Source organism: Fusicatenibacter sp. (genome assembly GCF_977045365.1).
In genome coordinates, this window is the sequence record NZ_CDRRUH010000032.1 from 1 (window position 1) to 21,130 (window position 21,130).

At 48.5% G+C, this 21,130-nt stretch carries 17 protein-coding genes and 1 pseudogene; 1 reads left to right on the forward strand and 17 read right to left on the reverse strand.

The window, feature by feature from the left end; genetic code table 11:
- Positions 1-180 (forward strand): annotated as a pseudogene (locus ACY2VW_RS08385) (hypothetical protein); the annotation flags it as partial.
- A 47-nt stretch (positions 181-227) separates the two neighbouring features.
- Here the strand turns inward: ACY2VW_RS08385 and ACY2VW_RS08390 are convergent.
- The 17 genes from ACY2VW_RS08390 to rpsB all read right to left on the reverse strand — a co-directional run bounded on the left by ACY2VW_RS08390 (position 228) and on the right by rpsB (position 20,897).
- Positions 228-1,208, reverse strand: a complete 981-nt coding sequence (locus ACY2VW_RS08390) for a glycosyltransferase family 2 protein (RefSeq protein ID WP_461877747.1) — start codon at positions 1,206-1,208, stop codon at positions 228-230.
- A gap of 17 nt (positions 1,209-1,225) precedes the next feature.
- Positions 1,226-2,101 carry a LicD family protein gene (locus ACY2VW_RS08395; protein ID WP_461877748.1) on the reverse strand — a complete coding sequence of 292 codons (876 nt, stop codon included), beginning with the start codon at positions 2,099-2,101 and terminating at the stop codon, positions 1,226-1,228.
- On the reverse strand, positions 2,094-3,491 hold the full coding sequence (locus tag ACY2VW_RS08400) for a sugar transferase (protein WP_349143004.1): 1,398 nt from the start codon (positions 3,489-3,491) through the stop codon (positions 2,094-2,096). The genes ACY2VW_RS08395 and ACY2VW_RS08400 overlap by 8 nt, the downstream gene beginning before the upstream one ends.
- The gene (locus ACY2VW_RS08405) at positions 3,491-4,255 is read right to left on the reverse strand and encodes a glycosyltransferase family 2 protein (protein WP_022462991.1); all 765 of its coding nucleotides are present in this window, start codon (positions 4,253-4,255) and stop codon (positions 3,491-3,493) included. Before ACY2VW_RS08405 ends, ACY2VW_RS08400 begins: the two co-directional genes overlap by 1 nt.
- 139 nt (positions 4,256-4,394) lie before the next feature.
- Positions 4,395-4,955, reverse strand: coding sequence for a manganese efflux pump (locus ACY2VW_RS08410; protein ID WP_461877749.1), 561 nt, complete (start codon positions 4,953-4,955; stop codon positions 4,395-4,397).
- Positions 4,956-5,036: 81 nt separating this feature from the next.
- Positions 5,037-5,708 (reverse strand): ribulose-phosphate 3-epimerase, encoded by a 672-nt coding sequence (locus ACY2VW_RS08415; protein WP_022462993.1) that lies wholly within the window; start codon positions 5,706-5,708, stop codon positions 5,037-5,039.
- Between the two features lie 6 nt (positions 5,709-5,714).
- Complete coding sequence (locus ACY2VW_RS08420) at positions 5,715-6,728, reverse strand: galactitol-1-phosphate 5-dehydrogenase (protein ID WP_461877750.1); 1,014 nt, start codon at positions 6,726-6,728, stop codon at positions 5,715-5,717.
- A complete protein-coding gene (locus ACY2VW_RS08425; RefSeq protein WP_461877751.1) occupies positions 6,725-7,429 on the reverse strand; it encodes an IspD/TarI family cytidylyltransferase in 705 nt (234 codons plus the stop codon). Before ACY2VW_RS08425 ends, ACY2VW_RS08420 begins: the two co-directional genes overlap by 4 nt.
- Position 7,430: 1 nt before the next feature.
- On the reverse strand, positions 7,431-10,169 hold the full coding sequence (locus ACY2VW_RS08430) for an NYN domain-containing protein (protein WP_461877752.1): 2,739 nt from the start codon (positions 10,167-10,169) through the stop codon (positions 7,431-7,433).
- A gap of 174 nt (positions 10,170-10,343) precedes the next feature.
- On the reverse strand, positions 10,344-11,645 hold the full coding sequence (locus tag ACY2VW_RS08435; RefSeq protein ID WP_461873234.1) for an MFS transporter: 1,302 nt from the start codon (positions 11,643-11,645) through the stop codon (positions 10,344-10,346).
- Between the two features lie 153 nt (positions 11,646-11,798).
- Complete coding sequence (ppk1, locus tag ACY2VW_RS08440) at positions 11,799-13,901, reverse strand: polyphosphate kinase 1 (RefSeq protein WP_461877753.1); 2,103 nt, start codon at positions 13,899-13,901, stop codon at positions 11,799-11,801.
- Positions 13,902-13,954: 53 nt separating this feature from the next.
- Positions 13,955-14,611, reverse strand: coding sequence for an HD domain-containing protein (locus ACY2VW_RS08445; protein ID WP_173815787.1), 657 nt, complete (start codon positions 14,609-14,611; stop codon positions 13,955-13,957).
- Between the two features lie 289 nt (positions 14,612-14,900).
- Positions 14,901-16,640: an FMN-binding protein gene (locus ACY2VW_RS08450; RefSeq protein WP_461877754.1), complete on the reverse strand. Its 1,740-nt coding sequence runs from the start codon at positions 16,638-16,640 to the stop codon at positions 14,901-14,903.
- A 61-nt stretch (positions 16,641-16,701) separates the two neighbouring features.
- The gene (locus tag ACY2VW_RS08455) at positions 16,702-17,469 is read right to left on the reverse strand and encodes a PD-(D/E)XK nuclease domain-containing protein (protein ID WP_461877755.1); all 768 of its coding nucleotides are present in this window, start codon (positions 17,467-17,469) and stop codon (positions 16,702-16,704) included.
- 6 nt (positions 17,470-17,475) lie between these two features.
- Complete coding sequence (locus ACY2VW_RS08460; RefSeq protein WP_461877756.1) at positions 17,476-18,642, reverse strand: ATP-binding protein; 1,167 nt, start codon at positions 18,640-18,642, stop codon at positions 17,476-17,478.
- 464 nt (positions 18,643-19,106) lie between these two features.
- Positions 19,107-20,045 carry a translation elongation factor Ts gene (gene tsf / locus ACY2VW_RS08465; protein ID WP_461877757.1) on the reverse strand — a complete coding sequence of 313 codons (939 nt, stop codon included), beginning with the start codon at positions 20,043-20,045 and terminating at the stop codon, positions 19,107-19,109.
- 120 nt (positions 20,046-20,165) lie between these two features.
- Positions 20,166-20,897, reverse strand: coding sequence for a 30S ribosomal protein S2 (gene rpsB / locus ACY2VW_RS08470; RefSeq protein ID WP_173815785.1), 732 nt, complete (start codon positions 20,895-20,897; stop codon positions 20,166-20,168).
- Positions 20,898-21,130: the final 233 nt, after the last annotated feature.

Below are 21,130 nucleotides of genomic sequence, written 5' to 3' on the forward strand. Positions count from 1 at the left end.
AAAAATAACTGGTACTACTTCAACGATGATGCTTCCATGCAGACCGGCTGGGCAGAAATTGACGGAAACACCTACTACTTCCAGGGCTGGGGCGGACGCGTCACCGGAACCAAAAAAATTGACGGAACAACGTATCAGTTTGATAAAAACGGTGTTCTGCTCTCGTCAAAGAAAAATTAAAAAATACGGCAGAAACGAAAATATTCCTTTCGTTTCTGCCGCATTTTTTATAAATTTCTTTTCCGGAACAAGGTACGCACGCACTGCCGGTAAATTCCGGTTCCCAGAAACAGGGTCAGATAGGCGATTTTCCGCCCGTTCGTGAAGTGATCGCCTTCCAGTACCAGAAGCGGATGCTTTTTAAGCTCTTTTGCCAGCCTCTTCGCAAGCGCCTTTTTCTCCGCGTCCATGGTTTCCAACAGCATCAGCTTGTCCAGCACGAAAAACCGCGCCCAGCAGCAGCGCACACCTGCTTCTTTTTTCAGCGCCGGGTGGCGTTCTTCCACGACACTCCGGTTATGATCCCACACTTCCACCGAACCAAGATCTGACCAGCGAAAACCGCTTGTCGTGAGGCTTTCGCGCCGGTGCACATAATAGTATTTCTGTGCTGTGGAAAAGGCCACCTTCCGGCAGTGCTCCATTAACGGAACGATGACGTATGCATCCTCGGCGATTGTTTTCTCCGGATAGACAACGCCCTCGAAAATCTCTCTTCGATACAGCTTGCCCCACGGCATCACGCCGAACACGCGCGCCTTCATCACCCGGCGCAGTCCCTCCTCGCTGTCGGTCACAGATTCGATTCCCTCCTGTTTCAGATCCGGCACCGGCCTTCCTTCATAGAGATCGTATCCGCGGCAGATACTCATTTCGGCATCATACTTTTCCGCCAGACGATACAGTGTTTCCAGAAGATCCTCCGCTGCGAAATCGTCGCTGTCCACAAACGTGATATAACGCCCCTCTGCAAGCGCAACGCCCGCATTCCGCGCCGAACTGACGCCGCCGTTCTCTTTTTGGTGATAACGGATCCGCGCATCCTGTTCTGCGTATGTCCGGCAGATTTCACTGCTCTTGTCGGTGCTTCCATCATCTACAAGAAGCAGCTCCCAGTCCGTAAAAGACTGGGAGAGAATGGAATCCACACATTTTTTTAAAAATTTTTCTGCCTGATACACCGGGGTAATGATTGAAATTTCCGGCATTGTTTTATCCTCTTTCTTTATTTCTTACAGCAGTAGTATATCCCCTTATACTGCTCATACGGATGATCGAGATCCAGAAACGCCGCATCGTGGTGGCCTTTCTGCTGTTCCTTCGGCGGCAGTTTCATATAATCGCCGAACGCCATGCGCAGATATGTGTCGTATCCGACCGGAATCGGCAGGCGCTCGTTCTCGAACGGAACCTCAATCGCCGATGCAAAAATCTTTTTCGGATATTTCCGGAGAATCGCCTGCGGTGCGCACATCTCGGTGATGCCGTCCACCCGTGGGCTGTCGATATCAAATTTTGTAATATAGTTCTCTGCCTGCTTCCAGATCCGGTACCGCATCTTCTGCGTCGGAGCCAGCGCCAGCAGAACGGTTCCAAGATAATGCATAAATGCACCGTGGCGCTCTTTCGTCGGGATGACCTGTGTGCAGAAAAGCTGGAAAATCTTCCCCTCGATGACCTGCCATTTCCGCGCAAGGTTTCCCGGTGCATAGCCCTCGATCGGGAGAATATCAAGCGCAACGCCATGGCAGAGATCCATATCGACCTGCTCCTTTTTCACCTGTGTAGTGCGGCTGTCGCGGATGTTCGCAAACGTGTGCGCATTGCAGAAGCCCTCTTTCGGGTACTCGAGCTTGTAGATTTTACTCTCCTCCTGCGTATCCCAGATCTTTAAAAACTTCTCATAGTCCTTGCGCGGCATGAAAAAGTCGAGATCATCGTCCCACGGAATGAAACCGCCGTGGCGGATTGCACCGATGCAGCCGCCGCCGCAGAGATAACAGATCAGATGATTTCTCTGGCACCATTTATAAAACATGACGGCCATTTCCAGATTTTTTTCCTGCAGCCGGCGCAGAATTTCGTCCTCGGTATTAAACATCTTTTTTCTCCTCTTCCTTTGCGTTCAGGCTGATCGTCTGTCCTTCCTCGAGCCCTTCTGTGCTCTCCTTTGTGAAGACAATCTTGAAGGTCGCAAGAATCAGTTTCAGATCCTCTAAAATCGAATAGCTCTCTATGTACATCAGATCCAGCTTCAACTTGTCGTATGCGGTCGTGTTGTACTTTCCGTAAATCTGGGCGTAGCCGGTAAGTCCTGCCTTTACTTTCAGACGGTAAGCAAATTCCGGAATCGATTCCTCATATTCCTTTGCAATCTCCGGCCGCTCCGGGCGCGGTCCGACGACGCTCATATCGCCCTTGAAAATGTTCAGAAGCTGCGGCAGCTCATCAATTCTCGTCGCGCGGATCACCTTTCCGACCGGCGTAATGCGGCTGTCGTTCTTCGTTGCCAGGCGGGCTACGCCGTCTTTTTCGGCATCCACAATCATGCTTCGGAATTTGTAAACATAGAATTCTTTTCCGCCGATCGTGAGACGTTTCTGTTTAAAGAACACCGGGCCATGGTCATACAGCTTGATGCAGAGCGCTGCGATCAGCATAATCGGCGACGTGATCACAAGAAGAATCGTCGATACGAGCAGATCCAGCAGGCGCTTGCAGAATCTCTGATCAAACGAAAGACCACTGTTTCGCGCGAGCAGAAGCGGTGTATCGAAAATATGGAGCGCTTCCGCTTTCCGCACCATAATATCCGACAGCTTCGGCGTCAGATAGACACGGATTTCTTTCGCATAGCAATATTTCAGCAGACGGTTGCGCAGCTCCGAATGAAGATCGCCCAGGATCACGCCCTCCTGGCCGTATGCGTCAATCTGGCGGCAGAGCTCTTTCTCTCCCACTTCCGCGCTCACCTTATGTGCTACAATATACTTGTCCGGCCGCTGGTTCATCTTCAGCTCCAGGCTTTCCATCGGGTATTCACCGTAAATCAGAAGCACCTCTCTTGGCGGAAAGAGACGCGCAAACGTCTTCTCAAAAAGCCAGGATACAATGCCTGCCAGCGCAAAGTCCACGAGTGTCATGCCGACCATCGGCAGAATGTACGGCAGGTGGCGCCACAGCAGGATAATCTGCAGATACATCAGCGCATTGGCACAGAATGCCGTCATCATCTGGGAATAGATGATGCTGCTTCCCTTCATGTAGCCGATCTTCATGCCGCCGTAAATGTACATGAAAACCAGAAGAAAAATGCCGTAGATCACGACGATAATCTGATTTCCCTTATCCCAGAACGGCTCCAGCCACAGGTGGCTCGCATAGTATCTGTCCCAGAACACAGAAAAAACGGCGCATTCCAGAAGCACAATCGCCGCGACCGCCAGGACACGCATCAGATGTTTGTACTGTTCCCTGTTTTTATAGTTCATCAATCTCTTCCTCTCTTTTTGCCCTTACCGTAATACTTCCGCACACCGTTTACGGCATAGCACGCAAAACAGTACAGGGAGCGGAACGTTCCCATTCCCAGTTCGCGGTAAACACGGTAAGTCATGCCTGCAGAATGCAGTTTATTCCCCGATTTTCCTGTGCTGGACAGCCGGTATTTCAGCAAAGGCTCATCCACACCGCAGGCTGTCCCGTATTTTTTCAGGATCCGCAGCCAGTCCAGATAATCCTCGTGGCACTCGTCCTTTTCCATCGGGAATTCCAGCAGAACGCTTCTTTTGGCCAGTACCGACGAGCAGCCGATCACGTTGCCGCGCAGCAGCATTTTGTAGGTGATCCGCTCCGGGACAGAAAAGATCTTCTGCTTTTCCGGTTCCTGATCGTAAATCAGCTCCCGGCCCGTACAGCAGAGCACATCACCGGTCTTTGCAAGGGCTTTTTCCTGCTTTTCCAGTTTTTCGGGATCCCAGTAATCATCCGCGTCCAGAAAGGCAATGTAATCGCCCTTTGCGAGCTGTACACCGCGGTTTCTGGATGCGGACGCTCCTTTGTTTGTCTCATTCCGGATATACCGTACCCGGTCATTTTCTCCGTAACGCCCCATCTTTTCCATCGTATCGTCCGTGGAATTGTCGTCGATCACCAGGATTTCCAGCGGGGTTTTTGTTGTCTGGCAAAGGACTGAGTCGATTGCCTGAAACAGTGTTTCTGCACCGTTGTACGAAGGGATTACTACTGAAATCATGTATTTTCCTCTCTTACTTTGTCTGCTGCATCTGTTTTTTTAATTTTCCAGCAGCAAACCTCCTACTTTTATAGCATATCTGCACGGGCTTGTCAATTTTACGCCGGGATCTGCTGGTTTTTCTTTCTTACATGTAATTCTATGTGAGCTTTAAAAACGCCAGTAAATAGAACAGAATTCCTCCGAACAATGCTCCGTTTCCGCCGTTTTTCTGCCCCGTCTTTTTTCCGATGGCAGTTCCGGCATACATCGCCGCCATTCCGACCGCGAAGGAGGCAAAAAAGATCTGTCCTCCTGTCACCGGAAGATCCGCAGCAAAGACGCCGGAGACAATTCCATCCACCGACATCGAAACCGCCAGCAGGCCAAATTCCAGCGGGTGGAGCTGTTTTTCCAGATGTTCCGGTCTTGCTTCTGTTTTTCCCTGCTTTTTTCTTCTGCGTTTTCTCAGTTCTTCGAAAATTTTCAGCGTTCCCATAAGAAAAAAGCAGCCCGCCCCCACCCTGGTTCCCCATTCCGGTCCTGCGGACTGCAGAAATCTTTTTCCAAACTGTGCGGAAGCAACCAGGGCAGCACTGCAGAACAGATTCAGCAGCGCCGTCATGCCGGGTGAAATTCTCGTATTGCTGCTTCCATATCCGATGCTTACTGCAAAGTTATCGGCCGAGAGCGCCGCAGCAAGCAGAAATAATTCTACCATATGACACGCTCCGTCATTCGCTCACTTTACAGTATTCGTCTGTTTTTCAAACCGTGCATCCCGGAAAGGCAGTTCTTTTTCTTATTCCACTGCTTTCCGGAATTCCCGGATTTTTTCTCCGAAGTGCGATACATCGGTGCAGAAAATGCTCGAAGTTCCCGCCACAAAAATGCTGGCTCCACAGGAACGCAGCGTCGCGCCGTGCTCCTTCGTAATGTTTCCGTCCACTTCTAAAATGATGTCCTCCCGATGCATCTCCTGCAGAAATTTCTGCAGCTTTTCCGCTTTACGCAGCGTACTCGGCACAATTTTCTGTCCGGCAAAGCCCGGATTGACCATCAGAAGATTGACGCCGTCGATATAGTCAAGCACTTCCTCGATCTGCCCGATCGGTGTCGCCGGGTTGATCGCGAGGAACCGCTTGCAGCCGTACGGCACTAGGTAATCGAGCGCGCGCTGCACCTGGAAAGTGCTCTCATAATGAATCGTCACGATGTCCTCTTTGTGAATGCCGATCCACGGCAGCTTGTACTCCGGGTCTTTGATCATCAGATGAAGATCGAGCGGAATACTCGTCAGTTCCCGCAGCCCGCGGATGTAGTCGACGCCAAGGCCGAAGTTCGGGACGAACTCGCCGTCCATCACATCGATATGGAGATATTCGACTTTTTCTTTTTCAAATACATCGATCGTCGCCTGCAGATCCACAAGGTTTGAGCACATCATAGATGCCGATATCTGACTTTTTCTCATACTTTTCTACTCCCATGAAACCATTACTTTGCAGTATGGCTCTTTATGATTTTTCATCAGTTCCAGTCCATCCATCAGCTTTTCGGACGGGAAACAGTGCGTGATCAGCGCCTGTGCCGGGATTTTCTTCTTCGAAAGCGCATCGAGTGCCTCCGTCCAGTCGCAGGCTTCATCTTTTTCATAAGAAGAATTCCACGTTCCCGTCAGGTTCAGCTGTTTGCGCAGGATGCGCCAGTACACGTTCTTTTCCATCGCAAGATCGCCCGATGGATTTCCCATCAGCACGATGCTTCCGCCCGGTCTTGCAAGAAGAACTGCACTGGAAACGGCCTGCGGCGTTCCGACCGCTTCTACTACGACATCTGCCTGAATCGGTTTGCTCTCCTCTTCTGTCACATATGTGATTCCCGGGATCTGTTCTGCGATCGCACGTTTTGCTTCGCCCCGTCCAATCACAAAAACGGTTTCGGCGCCGAGCGCTTTCGCCCACGCTGCCGCTGCAAAACCGATCATGCCCGTTCCGATCACAGCTGCGGTATCGCCCGGCTTCACACCGCTTCGCTTCACCGCATGAAGCGCCACAGAGAGCGGCTCCAGCATCGCTGCCTCGCGGAAGCTGACGTTTTCCGGCAGCTCCATCAGGTTCCAATCCGGCACGGCCACGTATTCCGCAAAGCCGCCGTCCCGGCGCGATCCAAGGTAATCGTAGTGTTCGCACATCTCATATTTTTTCTGCCGGCACTGCGGGCAGGTGCGGCACGGGATCAGCGGAAAAATGCCGACCCGTTTTCTGATCCGGTCCTCCGGTACGCCCTCGCCGCATGCGGCAACCACGCCCGAAAATTCATGGCCTGGAATCGTTGGAAAATGATACGTTCCGTTTGTGAAAATCCGCGGAATATCGGAGCTGCAGATTCCCGATGCCTTTACCTGCACCAGAACCCAGCCGGATGGGATTTCCGGTTTTTCGATGTCTTCCCTTCTTAAATCATTGACTCCATGCAGCTCGTATGCTCTCATTTGGCTTCTCCTCTCACAATCGTACAGAAACGCTCCAGGTCGCTCCGCGTCGTAATCTTAAAGTTCCGTTCATCCCCCGGGATCATTGCCACATCCAGCCCATGGCGGTAGGCGATTTCACTCGTTCCCCTTGTAAGGGACAGCTCCTCTTTCGATGCTTCCCGGTTGATTTTCGCATACGGATGCAGACGGAAGGCTTCCGGCGCCTGGCCGGCAAACAGCGTGCTGCGCTCCAGCAGATGGTCAATTTTCGTTCCGTCGCTGCTCTGATAGATCGTGTCCTTCATCGGCAGCACCGGCATACAGCCCTCATGATCGGCAAGCGCCGCAAGGCAGTCGCCAATCAGCTGTTCACTCACCAGAGGCCGCACGCCATCGTGGATGATCACACCGTCGTTCTCCGATACGGAATCCTCCATGCAGGCGGCAAGACCGTTGCGAATGGATTCCTGCCGCGTATCCCCGGCATCCGCAAAGGCGAGAAATTTCGTAATCCCGTCCTCTTCCATCCATCCGCGGATCTTCTCTCTCCAGGCATCTGCCGCCACGATGACGATTTTCTCAACGGCACTGCTTTTCTGAAACTGCTCCAGCGTATACAGCAGAATCGGTTTCTTTTCCACTTCCAGATACTGCTTCGGAAAATCCCCCATCTGCATTCTCGTTCCGATTCCCCCCGATAGTATGATTGCGTAATTCATCTTAAGCCTTTCCTTTGCTCTTTTTACTCTCTTTTTTTCGCTCTTCTTCCAGCTCTTTCAAAAAGTCTCCCAGTTCTCCGGATGCGTTCTCCAGCAGGTACGACTTCGTTTTCTGTTCTTTCTCCAGATAGTTTTCCCGGATCTGGCCGTTTGTATGTTCAATCTCGGTGCGCAGATCCCGTGCAGAGAGACGATGCGCGCCCGCTCCCATAATGATGATCTGCTCGAGACCGTCCGAGGAAGCCACCGTTACGTTGCCGTTGTGGCCGATTCTGTGAACCGTTTTCTCGATGTACTGGTCAGCCGTCTCCGCCTCTTTCGTATAAACGACATGAATATTATGGTACATGCCGACCTCGCCCTGGTTGCCCTTTACTTTGTAGGCATCAAAGACAAGGATCAGCGTCATTTTTTTATATCCCTGATAATTCGACAGAATGTCCATCAGTTTTCCTCTGGCACTCTCAATGTTGTACTTCGCCAGCTCATTTAAATCATCCCAGGCAAAAATAATGTTGTAGCCATCCACCAGCAGATATTCCTCCTGCGGCTCCTTCGGACGGTTTGGTTTTGCATATTTGGGATCCCCGATGCCGGACGACGAGGTGACCGGACGTGTCCGCCGCTCGAAACCGGCGCGTTTCCGCTCCACTTTGCCGTATGTCCTCGTAAAGATTTCTTCCAGCTCCTTTGCCTCCTGCATGGAAGCTGCCATCGGCACGCGGTCGGATGCTTTTTTTGCTTTCTGCACAGAGGATGTTCCGCCGCTCCGGTCTGCCGCTGCTTCCGCCGGATCACTTTCTGCTTCCGGATTTTCCAGTGTATATTCCAGATGCATATAGTCTTCCACTTCATTCCATGGAACGACAAAGCCTGCCCCGTGGGCACAGAACACGGAACCCGTCGGATTTTCCACATCCGCCTCGGAATCGTAGCCGATGGAGGCGATCACTTCCTCCGCGTTGTGGCACGGCTCATATCCTTTTAAGGTACAGAACACTCTTCCGCGTCCCCGGCTGTAAGCAGTCACTTCTTTCTGATAATCCCGCATTGTCACAACCGGTGCGGTTCCGGTGATCACCGTCATATCGCCTTCCATTTCCGGCGGTTCAAAGCTGCCGTACATCCGCTGAATATCGTTCAGCGCCCGTCCTGTCGATTCCGACGGAATTTCCAGCCGGAACGCATAGACCGGCTCCAGCAGAACGGATTCTGCTTTTTTCAGTCCCTGCCGCACTGCGCGGTACGTCGCCTGGCGGAAATCGCCGCCCTCGGTGTGCTTGATATGCGCACGACCCTTGACCAATGTGATTTTCATATCTGTAATTTCCGATCCGGTCAGCACGCCGGGATGCTTCCGCTCCAGCAGATGTGTGAGGATCAGACGCTGCCAGTTGCGGTCCAGGATATCCTCGCTGCAGACGGTTCCAATCTGCAGTCCGCTGCCCGGTTCTGCCGGTTCCAGCAGCAAATGAACTTCCGCATAATGGCGCAGCGGCTCGAAATGGCCGACACCCTCCACGGTACTGCGGATCGTCTCTTTGTATACAATATTTCCGGCTCCGAATTCCACCCATTCGCCGAAACGCTCGTGGATCAGACTCTTTAAGATCTCGATCTGCACCTCACCCATGACCTGCGCATGGATTTCCGCGAGGCGCTCATTCCAGACAATGTGGAGCTCCGGGATTTCTTCTTCTAACTGGCGCAGCTTTCCAAGCATCTGATGGACATCGCAGTCCGGCGGAAGCTCGATGCGGTACGTCAGCACCGGCTCCAGCACCGGTTTTTCCGCCTCGGTTTCATTGCCGATGCCCTGACCTGAGAAGGTGCTGTTCAGTCCCGTTACGGCACAGATCGTCCCCGCCGGTGCTTCCTGTACCATCGTATAGCCCGCACCGGAATAAATGCGGATCTGGTCTGCCTTTTCTTCGCCGAGCATCTGCTTCACCTTCAGCACGCCGCCCGTGATTTTCAGATGCGTCAGACGGTTTCCTGCCGTGTCCCTTGAAATCTTAAAGACGCGCGCGCCAAAATCCCCGCCGTACTCCGACGTTTTTGTAAACCGGTCCAGAATTTTCAGAAATTCCGTCACACCCTCCATCTTGAGTGCAGAGCCAAAGCAGCACGGAAAGACCTTCCGCTCTGCGATCATCGTGCGGATCTGGTCTTCTTCCACGCTTCCCGTTTCCAGATACTGCTCCAGCACGTCCTCATCACACATGGCAAGTTCTTCCAGTAATTCTGCGTTCTGGAGATCCTGCGAGAAATTCAGGCAGTGCTCCGAGAGGCGGCTCTGCAGTTCTTCCAGCAGTTTTTCCGCATCCGTGCCCGGCTGATCCATCTTGTTGATAAAGAGAAAGACCGGGATCTCATACCGCGCGAGCAGCCGCCACAGGGTCTCCACATGACCCTGCACGCCGTCCGCACCGCTGATCAGAAGAACCGCGTAGTCCATGACCTGTAAGGTGCGCTCCATCTCCGCTGAGAAATCCACATGGCCCGGTGTGTCAAGGAGTGTGACCTCCGTCTCATTCAGCTTCAGCACGGCCTGTTTGGAAAAGATGGTGATGCCCCTTGCTTTTTCCAGCTCCTCCGTGTCCAGAAAGGCGTCCTTGTGATCGACCCTTCCGGCTTTCCGGATCTGGCCTGTTTTATATAAAATCCCCTCTGCCAGCGTCGTTTTTCCCGCATCGACATGCGCGAGAATGCCTACCGCCAGTTTTTTGGTTTTTTCCATTTTGTTTCATCCTGTCTGTATGATTCATATTTTTCAGGCCCCCTCATCCCCTGCGGCCCGGCTCACTGCTTATTGTACCACAAAACCTCTCATTGCGGAACCCCGGAGTGAAACGCAAAAAATCTCAAAGCGGATTTCTCTCCTGCTTTGAGATTTTTTATGCTATGTTCTGTTTTATCTCTCCCCAGCCATCGGCTGCCGGTCTGCAATTTTCAGAAAAACAAATCCCAGTGCAAAGAAAATCGCCAGGCATGCAACCGCCACGTTGATTGTTCCGCCTGCCAGTTTTACAGCTGCAATAACTGCAGAACCGAGGAACGATGCGCCTTTGGCGAAAATATCGTAGATACCGAAGTATTCCCCGGAGTTCTCCGCCGGAATAATCTTTGAATAATACGACCGCGACAGCGACTGAATCGATCCCTGGAAGCATCCAACGCCGAACGCCAGAATTGCAAAGTGCACGAGCGTCCGCAGTGTCAGCGCATAGAGGCAGATGCAGAAATAACCGGCGATACAGATCAGGATCAGTGATACGGTATCTTTCTTCCGCGACAGCTTCGCGAAAAACAGCGATCCGCCGAAGGCGACAACCTGTGTCGCCAGAAGGAAGATGACCTGTCCGACCGTATTCAGGTTAAGGTCGGTTCCGATGTTGATGCAGTTGTCGATGATCGTTCCGACGCCGTCAATGTAGAGGAAGAATCCGATCAGGAAGAAAAAGACTTTCCGGTCGGAAACGGCAATTTTCTTCAGCGTTCCGAAAATTTTCCCAAACGTCTGGCCGACGGTTACTGCTTTCGTCTCCACGTAATTTTTCTGCCTGTATCCTTTCAGCAGCGGCAGCGTTACAATCAGCCACCAGAGTGCCGTCACGCCAAAACCGATAATTTTTGAAACAGAATCCGGCAGCACACCGACCATGTCCGGTCCCAGCACGTAGGCGATCAGCGCAATCAGGAACGGAATGCAGGATCCTAAGTAACCCCACGCATAACCATAGGAGGAAACCTCGTCCATGCGCTCCTCGGTCGTTACGTCGTTCAGCATCGAATCATAAATGGTCAGCGATGCGTTGTAGCAGACTCTCGTCAGAATATAAATCACCAGAAACAGCACCCAGCTCGTCGCAAAGCCATTCAGCACACAGCCCGCGATGCCAAGGCCGGCCGTCGTGGTGAAGAAGATCTTTTTCTTGTCCTTATGATCCGCCAGCACACCGCAGACCGGACCGATCAGCGCTACAACCACTGTCACGATCGCGATCGCAATCGAATAATACGCCGTCGCCTGATCCGAACTGATCTTCCCCGGCCCCGTACCGATCGCCAGGCTCTTGAACCAGATCGGAATCAGGGAACAGGCGATCATAATAAACGCCGAATTTCCCACATCATACAATACCCATGCAAACTCCTGTTCCGTCAGATTCCGGAACACTTTCGTCCTGTTGAGTGCACGAAACAATCCACCCATACTATATCCCCGCTTTCTCTTTTTTGACAATACGGCAATTCTAGCAGACACAGATCAAATCCAATAGCCTCTTTTTGTAAAAAAGAAGCAAATTTCCATCCAGTGCCGTATAGTATCAGTGTAGCATAGATTTCTTGATATTCAAAGTATTTTTTACAATTGCGGGATTTTTTCCCAATTGCTGTACGCCATCGCGTAAAACAGCTCCTGCGAATTGAGTTTCGTACCGTTCGATTCCCGGTCCACATATTTTCCGCTGGCATTCAGACATTTTCCCTTTTCGTTGTCCTTCATCATCGTCTCAAACATCCAGTCCAGACGCTCTTTTAAGGTCTCATCCAGAACCGGAGTGGCAACCTCGACGCGGCGGATGGTATTTCTTGTCATGAAATCGGCGGATGCAAGATAGACCTTCCCGCGCTCTTTCGTTCCAAACCGGTAAATTCTGGAATGCTCAAGGAAGCGGCCGACAATGCTGACAACCTTGATGTTTTCCGTGTATCCCTCGATTCCCGGAATCAGACAGCAGATACCACGGACAATCATTTCGATCTTCACGCCCGCCTGGGAAGCCTCCACCAGCTTGGTGATGATTGCTTTATCTGTCAGGGAGTTGATCTTGATGCCGATATAGCTCTCTTCGCCCTGTTTTGCATGTGCAATTTCTTCGTCTATCATCTCAAGCACCCGGTTCTGCAGACATTTCGGTGCAACCAGAAGAAGGTCAGTCTTTTCCACGGTCTCGCCCTTTAAGAGCGCTGCAAACACCTCTGCCGCCTCTTTTCCGATCGCCTGGTTTCCGGTGATCAGAGACAGGTCGGTGTAGAGTGCGGATGTTTTTTCGTTATAGTTTCCGGTTCCGATCTGGGTCACATACGATACGCCGTCCTCTGTTTTTCTGGAAATCAGGCACAGCTTGGAGTGGACTTTAAAGCCGTTCAGACCGTAAATCACGCGGCAGCCGGCCTCCTCCAGGATACGGGAATACTCGATATTGCTCTCCTCATCGAAGCGGGCGCGCAGCTCAACAAGGACAACAACCTCTTTTCCATTCTCTGCTGCTTCGACCAGTGCATCAACAATCTGGCTCTTGTCAGCCAGGCGGTACAGTGTCATCTTAATCGAAACAACACTCTCATCTTTTGCCGCCTCGTCGAGCAGGCTGATAAACGGTTTGATGCTCTCAAATGGATAGGAAAGCAGAACATCTTTTTTCATAACCTGCGGAATCAGCGGCGCTTTCGAATCCAGCTGCGGTGTCATACGCGGGGCGCGGCGCTGATAGAACAGTTGCTTCGTGTCGGCCGTTCCGTTCTGCTCCAGACTGCGCAGATATCCCTGCAGTGCAAAGACAAATGACAGATCCAGCGGCACTCTGGACAGGAATACATGGTCTTTGTCCACCTTGATTTCCTTACAGAGCGATGAAGTCAGCTTCTTGTTCAGCTCACGGGACATCTCCATGCGGACCGGGCTCATACGTTTTCTCTGTTTGATCAGGTTTTCCATTGCATCACGATAATCCAGATCCTCATCGTAAATCGTCTCGGTATCGATATCGGCATTCCGCGTTACACGGATCAGGGATTTTTCTTTTACAATATAATTTTTGAACATCTTCGGAAGGAAGTGCAGAATCAGCTCCTCGGAGAGCATAAAGGTTCCCTTTCTGGTCGGGATGTCGATCAGGCGGCGGAATACGTTGTTGCTGCATGGGATGATCGCAGTACGGGTCTTTCCGCCCTTCGTCTCAAGGAGTGCGACCGCATAGATATCTTTGTTTTTCAGGAACGGGAACGGCTGCTGTTTGCTCACAATGTTGGCAGACAGATACGGCGCGATCTCATTATCAAAATACGTTTCCAGCAGTTTTCCCTCTTCAGCGGACAGCTTATTGAAGTTGATGAGGCGGATTCCCTTCGGCTCCAATTCTCCCATCAGCTGCTCATAGATCGCCGCTTTTTTCTGATCCAGGTCTCTTGTCTCCTGCAGAATCGCTTTTACCTGCTGTTCACTCGTCATATTCGTTTTATTTTCCCGGACCACTTCTTTGGATTCCATCTGATCCATCAATGTGCCGACCCGGACACGGTAGAACTCATCCAGGTTTGACTGGTAGATCGAAGCAAACGTCAGACGCTCGGCAAGCGGGACGGCCGGGTTTCCGGCTTCGTTTAAGACTCTTTCATTGAATTTCAGCCAGGATAATTCACGATTCATCATATATGGTTCTGGTTTTAACTGCTGCTTTTTCATGTATTTTAATTCTCCTTCTTCTGTGCGTTCTTTCAAAGATTCCGCTTTTCTTTTCACAAAACTTTTCGTCCATTGACCGTCAGTTTAAACGTAGTTCCCAGTATTTCTGCCGATTTTCTGCACAGCATCATTCTTCCGAGAAAGATCTCAAAATAGTCATACATCGAACAGATTTTTTCATCAATCTGGAGATTCAATGCGATCTCTGATTTTTTCTCATCCACTTTCAGCTTGGAATCTGTAACCGCATAATTTACTCTGTCATGAATATCGAAAGCAGATTGTTCCTTTTGTCTTACACGGCTTCTTCTGACATCTGTTTTATCTGCAATGATCAAGGCAGCTGAGATCACATCCTCCGGACTTCCCGTTGATTCATCGTGGTTTCCAATTGCAGAAACGATGGTTACTCTGTCTTCCAACGTCATATCCGTTTCTTTTAAAAGTTCATTTGCAAGAAGTGCACCGTACTCTGCATGATGTGATCTGTTAATCACATTTCCAATATCATGCATATAACCTGCAATTTGAGCGAGTTCAATCTCATGTTCCGAATAGCCCAGCTTTTTCAGAATTTTTCCTGCCTGATGGGCAACCTGCATACAGTGTTTCTGCGAATGATCCGTATATCCCAGCTGTCCCAGGTTTTCGTTTCCTTTTTTCAGATATGCGTTAATTTCTTTGTTTTTTATAATTTCCTTGTATGTCAATCGTTTGTTCTCCTCTTTTTCAGACTACAGTCTTTTGACTGCATCCATCCCAGACTCCAGCCTAACCGCTGTATTTTTTCTGTTTCTGCCATTTCTTTCAGAATATTTTTTACTACAATTACGATCGTAGCACATTTGTATTTTAACTGCTATCCTGTTCCGATAAGGTCTATATTAAATAATTGTAAAATTTTTTATATTTTTGATGCAGTCAGACGGGGTTCTGTTACAGCAGAAAAGCACTGCAAATACAGATGGATGTATTTACAGTGCTTATTCTGAGATTTTTTTAATTCTGTACGTCTTCGTATTCTTTTACTTTTTCTTCATACTGCTCCCGGTTCTCGATGGTATGCTGTACAATGTGACCATGGTCTTTCTGTTTATTTTTCAGATCACGGCCGGGGCGCGGTGCATATTCGTCCTCCGGAATTTCGAGGGCATTGGCAGTGGCGTGGATGATGCCGTTGCTGCTGTAGGTGGCGCCGCTCAAGGCGTCGATGTTGAGACTTTGTTCTTCTTTCATCTGTTCAATCACATAAGGCGCTACACGGAAAAAGTATTCCTCGGTGTCGCAGTAGGAAAGGATGGAGATGTCGGTCACTTTCTGGTTTTCTACCGTTACCTGCACTTCGACATCCCCGCGGAAGGCATCAGCGGTACCCGTGTAGATGCCGTCTTTCAGGTCATGGAAACGGCCGGCGTCCAGGAATGCCTGTTTTTCTTCCGTTGTATCCGTCGATTCAGATGCTGTATTTTCCTGTGTTTCATTCTTGGAATTCTCGTCTCCCGCAGCTGATACGGACGCCGTATTTTCGTCTGGTTCATCCGTTTTTTCCTGGTCGGCTTCTTTTAACGCATTTTGAGCGGCCTCAATCAACCCTTTGCTGCTGTAGGTGGCGCCGGAAACGGTATCGATCTTCTCTGCACTCTGTTTTTCCAGAATTTCTGAAAAGATTCCTGACTTGGCTCTGTCCAGATATGTCTGATCATCCTCGGCGTTTTCTATCGTCAGTCCGGTTATGGCTCCCTGTTCTACTTTCACGGAAACGGTCACAGTTCCGCGATAGCCTTCTCCGCTTCCGGAATAGGTGCCGTCCTGGAATCTGCCGCCCGGATTCTGTTCTGCCGTATCAATAGCCGCATCACCTGCTGTCTTATCAACGGAACCGCTCTCGCTCCGGATCAGAAACTGCGATGCTGCAATCGTAAGGCAGGTCACCCCGACACCGATCCACACGCTGTATCGGTACTTCCAGTGTGCATTATTCTTCGGACATCCGTTTACACATACTCCGCATCCAATGCACGCGCCGCCTGCCGCCTGCTCTTTCTCTGCCAGATCAATTCCCATGGTACATTTTGCAGTACAGAGACGGCAGTTTCCGCATTTGCTCCGCGGTTTTACAATTTTTAACAGAGCACATCTGGAAATCAGGCTGTAGATGGCTCCCATGGGACAGAGATACCGGCAGAAAAAGCGCTGGATTAAGACGGATCCGGCGAAAATCACCAGAAGCAGCGCACCGCCAATCGAAAACATCGGCTTCACGCCCGGCCAGTGTCCGATGGAACTGTACTGTCCAAACACCTGCCACGGCCCTGCGATGTTCCATTTTATCATACCGCTCCATACGAAGACTGCCCAGAACAGGAGCACACCATATTTGATCCAGCCTGTTGGAACATTTCTTCCACTCTTCTTTGAATTTGAATGCAGGTTTTTCGCACCTGCTTTTCGAAACTGCGATTTCAGCTTATTCCCTGCAAACCACAGAAAATCCTGCACAGCCCCGAAGCTGCAGAAATATCCGCAGAAAAACCTTCCCACAATAATCACCGCCGGAACCGTCGCCAGCAGCATCCATACCGAATACCTGATCCGTTCCCACGAAACGGTTCCCTGATAAACTGCGGAAACAATCGTCCCAACCGCAGAAAACTGCGCCTCAAACAGGCCCGGGAGCAGCAGGAAAGAAAGAATCTGAATCGCTGCTTTCGGCCAGTTTCTTTTATCTTGTTTTTTCAAAATCTGTTCTCTTTTCTTTTTCATTTTTCTGTTGTAATACAATGCTACTTTATCAGAACCATTACAATTCCATCGGCTGCAGAAGAATCACCTTTATAGTCTTTCCATTCTTCTCCTGTTCTCTCGCAAAGGCTGCTTTAAATGCATCTGGATTCTTTATGATATTATTCTTATCATATACAAAAAAGAAAATTATATTTGCCTGATAGTGAAAACCGTCAGCACCTAACTCTTCGGTCAGTTTTTTCTCATTCATACTGCCACGGGTACATTTTGTCTCTATAATCACATCCTGTTCCTGCAGATAAAGATCAGCCCGCATTCCACCATACCCATTATTGCTTTCTACTTCCTGCCGTATCATAGGAAATACAGGGACCAGCAATGCGTACAGCATTCTCTGCAAATCATATTCGTTTTCTATTCGGATCTTTTTTAAATCATTCATGGATAACGCAGCCTTTTTATGCAATGGGTTCTGAAACATACTCCTATAATATAAATAAAAATTATTTAATATCTGTTCCAGCAGTACGATTTCTCTGTCAGTCACTTTCTTCCTGTCCTGTGCTCTATCATTTTCTTCCAGACATTCTATCACAGCTTTTATCGCTCTCATAATACTTTTCCGGGTTTCTTCCTTCGAAAACTCATTTGTTACATACCACATTTTGATCTGCATTTCCTGCTGAATTTCTTCGGAAAATCCTTCCTGTTTCAGATATTTTTTTATTTCACAACACCAATTGTCATATTCTTGCTGTAAGCTCGCATGATCAGCAATTTCTTTTATTTCCCACCCTTTTTCGATGAGCTTTTTCATTTTCATACACATTTACTCCAGTTTCCATCTGATATAAAACAGGAACATATTATCCAATACATGGATCATGTCATCTTTCCATTCCAGTACCTGATAAAGGCTTCCCAATGTATCCAGCAGTTTTTGCCAGTTTTTCAGCGAATCTCTGATCTTCTTTGTTGTTATTCCATTTCCAGATACATTATTTCTGATTCTTTCCATTAATTCTTCTATACTAAGTTCAATCAATGGAGGATTATCTGACAGCACTTTTAATACCAGCCCATAAATATCTTTTTTACTGCCATCTGTAAGTGTATATTGGATTCTTTGTTGTCCTCTCGTTGATGGTCCTGCTTTTAATACACGCACAACATCTCCATATGGCAGATTCATACAGGTAAAACTACAGCTCTCTTCAATCGTTTCATCTGTGATTTCCGTACTGTTTCCAGGCAAAAGTCCAATATTCAAACAGATTGACTGCATCAGCTGCGGCGAATGAATGCTTTCTTTTGCCATTCTTGTAATCAAACTGTCGTCTATCTCGATTTGCAGCTCTTTAAATCCTTTTTGGGCAATTTGCTCTAATTCTTCTGTTTTCCATGGATCTATTTCAATCACCAGAATACGCCCTGTCAGATCTGGATTTAATCGAATTGCATCATCTGAACGATACGGAAGTGAAACAACCACTGCTTTAAATCCCATTCTGATAACTTCTTTCAACTGGCAGGCAATATCATACTGCATTTCCGACGGAGCATAATGAAAGTCATCCAAAACCAGTACTTTTTCATTCTCTTTAAAGTAGTCAATCACTCTGTCTTTTGTAACAAAGTAGTTTTTTGTTACCGTCATAGATTTCTGTTCCTTGTCAGAAAAAGCCGCACTTTTTTCACTGACTGCCGCCTCCATGGATATTCCCACTTTCTTTCCAATCCCCGACCAGAAATCCTTCTCTTTCGAAAAATCATTTCCCGACATACACACCATGTTTGCCGCTCCTATGACTTTTTCACACAATACTGTTTTTCCTATTTTGGAGGGTCCTACAATGTACGTTAGATAGCCATCTATCGCCAGACTCTGCTGTAATCTCTCTTCATATGTATATTTTGTTCCTTTTGATTCCCTCGATACATATGTCATCTGCGGATATGTACCTGGTTTAAATACCACTGAAAACCTTTTATCCATAAATACCACCTTTCCACGCTTTGTATTATTAATATACCATATTTACACCCCTTTTAGTACCTTTTTCTTTACCTATTCCCTTTGTCTATATTAAAAAAATCTATTTACTGCTTTCATTTTATAAAAACAACCCTTGTAAACAGTGTCTCCACCAAAAGGTCGGTGCTTCTTTTTGTTTACATAAAAATAAGCCTGCACATTCATATTTCTATCAATGTGCAGACTTACTATTTTTTTGGAATGTATAACCTCTTCATCAACTATTAATCAATAAGCAAACTTTGCGTGAATGGCTTTGGTAAATTTCTTTACCAAAATCCGTATTAAATTCTTACCAAAAATCCGCCGATATTCTGCGATAATTTACGATAATTTGCAATACTCCTCGTTTTGAGGTTCACGCGCTGCAAACCCTTGATTTTACTGTGTTTCCGAGGTTTTTGACAAGCACTCTTTTATAAGAGTTACTGTGCCATCTGTTTAGCAACTTCCTCAGCAAAGTTCTCTTCTTTCTTCTCGATTCCTTCACCGGTCTCGAAACGAACGAAGCCTTTTACTGCTACGGTTGCGTTGTTTGCTTTAGCAACCTGTGCTACGTACTGAGCTACGGACTGTTTTCCGTCTTCTGCTTTTACGTATACCTGGTCAAGCAGGCAGATCTCTTTGAGCTCTTTGTTGATACGGCCCTGGATCATTCCCTGGATAACTTTTTCCGGTTTCTGGGACTCTTTCGGGTCGTTCTGGATCTGAGCCATGAGGATTTCTTTCTCATGTTCGATGTAATCAGCGCTTACTTCATCGCGGTTTGTGTACTGCGGACGAAGAGCTGCGATCTGCATTGCAACGTTTTTAGCCATCTCTTTGAGGTCGTCGTTTACAACGTCTGTCTCAACGTCAACCAGAACACCGATTTTACCGCCCATATGAGTATAAGAAGCAACGAAACCGTTCTCCTCTTTTACCTGCTGGAAACGACGGATGTTCATGTTCTCGCCGATGGTAGCGATCTGATGAGCCAGCTCTTCGCCAACGGTCTCGTTGGTATCGAATTTCCAAGGCTCTGCCAGGAATGCTTCTACGTCTGCTGCAGTTGTATCCATAGCCTGCTCTGCAACCTGTGCTACATAGTTGCGGAATTTTTCATTCTTTGCAACGAAGTCTGTCTCAGCGTTTACTTCTACAGCGACAGCTTTCTTTCCATCCTCGGATACGTTCAGCATAACGATACCCTCAGCTGCGATTCTGCCAGCTTTTTTCTGAGCAGTAGCAAGTCCTTTTTCTCTCAGGAACTCCATTGCTTTGTCCATATCACCTTCGGTAGCTGTAAGAGCTTTCTTGCAGTCCATCATACCAGCGCCGCTTACTTCTCTTAACTCTTTTACCATTGCTGCTGTAATAGCCATTGTTTTATTCCTCCGTATACGTGATTCAGCAGACTGCATCTTCATGCCGGTCTGCTATTGTGAGATTCACCGAAGGGAACCTGAATTTCAAGTTCCCCCCAGCTCATTACTTCGCGTAAATTATTCAGCGTCTGCCTCTGCTGCTTCTTCGTATGCAGCTTCCTCAGCCTCGCCCTGTTTTGCCTCGATAACTGCGTCTGCCATTTTGGAAACGATCAGTTTTACGGCACGGATAGCGTCGTCATTACCCGGAATTACATAGTCAAGCTCTTCCGGATCGCAGTTGGTATCGCAGATACCGATCAGCGGAATTCCCAGTGTATGAGCTTCCTGTACGCAGATTCTCTCTTTTTTCGGATCTACTACGAAGATAGCGTCCGGCAGTCTCTTCATTTCTTTGATACCGCCAAGGTTTTTCTGCAGTTTTGCAAGCTCTTTCTTTAACTCAATGACTTCTTTTTTCGGAAGAACTTCGAAGGTGCCATCCTGCTCCATGGTCTCGATTGCTTTCAGTCTTGCAATACGGCTCTGGATGGTTTTGAAGTTGGTCAGCATACCGCCGAGCCATCTCTCGTTTACATAGTACATTCCGCAGCGCTCTGCCTCAACAGCGATAGCGTCCTGAGCCTGTTTTTTGGTTCCTACGAAAAGGATTGTGCCGCCGTCTGCTGCGATGTCTGCAACAGCTTTGTATGCGTCATCTACCATTCCTACAGATTTCTGCAGGTCGATGATGTAGATACCATTACGCTCTGTGTAGATGTACGGAGCCATTTTAGGATTCCATCTTCTTGTCTGATGTCCGAAATGAACACCGGCTTCCAGTAACTGTTTCATTGAAATTACGCTCATTGTTTTATCTCCTTATGGTTTTATTCTTCCCCATGTTTTTTCACCTTGGAACCTGTTTTTCAAAAAACAGGCACCATCCTTGGTACCGCATGGGTGCTTATTGTGCAACAGTAAGATTGTATCACAGAGTTTTTTTCATGACAAGCATTTTTTTCGCGGATTCTGTGGTTTTTTTCCGTTATTTTCGCGTTTTTCCCTGTTTATCCTTTGTTTCAACTCACAGTCGGTATTTT

What these genes read in the sequence shown, in the direction of transcription:
- ACY2VW_RS08405 (WP_022462991.1), bottom strand. Translation starts at nt 4,255, where the DNA reads ATGATTTCAGTAGTAATCCCTTCGTACAACGGTGCAGAAACACTGTTT.
- rpsB (WP_173815785.1), bottom strand. Translation starts at nt 20,897, where the DNA reads ATGAGCGTAATTTCAATGAAACAGTTACTGGAAGCCGGTGTTCATTTC.
- tsf (WP_461877757.1), bottom strand. Translation starts at nt 20,045, where the DNA reads ATGGCTATTACAGCAGCAATGGTAAAAGAGTTAAGAGAAGTAAGCGGC.
- ACY2VW_RS08425 (WP_461877751.1), bottom strand. Translation starts at nt 7,429, where the DNA reads ATGAATTACGCAATCATACTATCGGGGGGAATCGGAACGAGAATGCAG.
- ACY2VW_RS08410 (WP_461877749.1), bottom strand. Translation starts at nt 4,955, where the DNA reads ATGGTAGAATTATTTCTGCTTGCTGCGGCGCTCTCGGCCGATAACTTT.
- ppk1 (WP_461877753.1), bottom strand. Translation starts at nt 13,901, where the DNA reads ATGAAAAAGCAGCAGTTAAAACCAGAACCATATATGATGAATCGTGAA.
- ACY2VW_RS08430 (WP_461877752.1), bottom strand. Translation starts at nt 10,169, where the DNA reads ATGGAAAAAACCAAAAAACTGGCGGTAGGCATTCTCGCGCATGTCGAT.
- ACY2VW_RS08420 (WP_461877750.1), bottom strand. Translation starts at nt 6,728, where the DNA reads ATGAGAGCATACGAGCTGCATGGAGTCAATGATTTAAGAAGGGAAGAC.
- ACY2VW_RS08395 (WP_461877748.1), bottom strand. Translation starts at nt 2,101, where the DNA reads ATGTTTAATACCGAGGACGAAATTCTGCGCCGGCTGCAGGAAAAAAAT.
- ACY2VW_RS08400 (WP_349143004.1), bottom strand. Translation starts at nt 3,491, where the DNA reads ATGAACTATAAAAACAGGGAACAGTACAAACATCTGATGCGTGTCCTG.
- ACY2VW_RS08435 (WP_461873234.1), bottom strand. Translation starts at nt 11,645, where the DNA reads ATGGGTGGATTGTTTCGTGCACTCAACAGGACGAAAGTGTTCCGGAAT.
- ACY2VW_RS08390 (WP_461877747.1), bottom strand. Translation starts at nt 1,208, where the DNA reads ATGCCGGAAATTTCAATCATTACCCCGGTGTATCAGGCAGAAAAATTT.
- ACY2VW_RS08460 (WP_461877756.1), bottom strand. Translation starts at nt 18,642, where the DNA reads ATGGATAAAAGGTTTTCAGTGGTATTTAAACCAGGTACATATCCGCAG.
- ACY2VW_RS08455 (WP_461877755.1), bottom strand. Translation starts at nt 17,469, where the DNA reads ATGAAAATGAAAAAGCTCATCGAAAAAGGGTGGGAAATAAAAGAAATT.
- ACY2VW_RS08415 (WP_022462993.1), bottom strand. Translation starts at nt 5,708, where the DNA reads ATGAGAAAAAGTCAGATATCGGCATCTATGATGTGCTCAAACCTTGTG.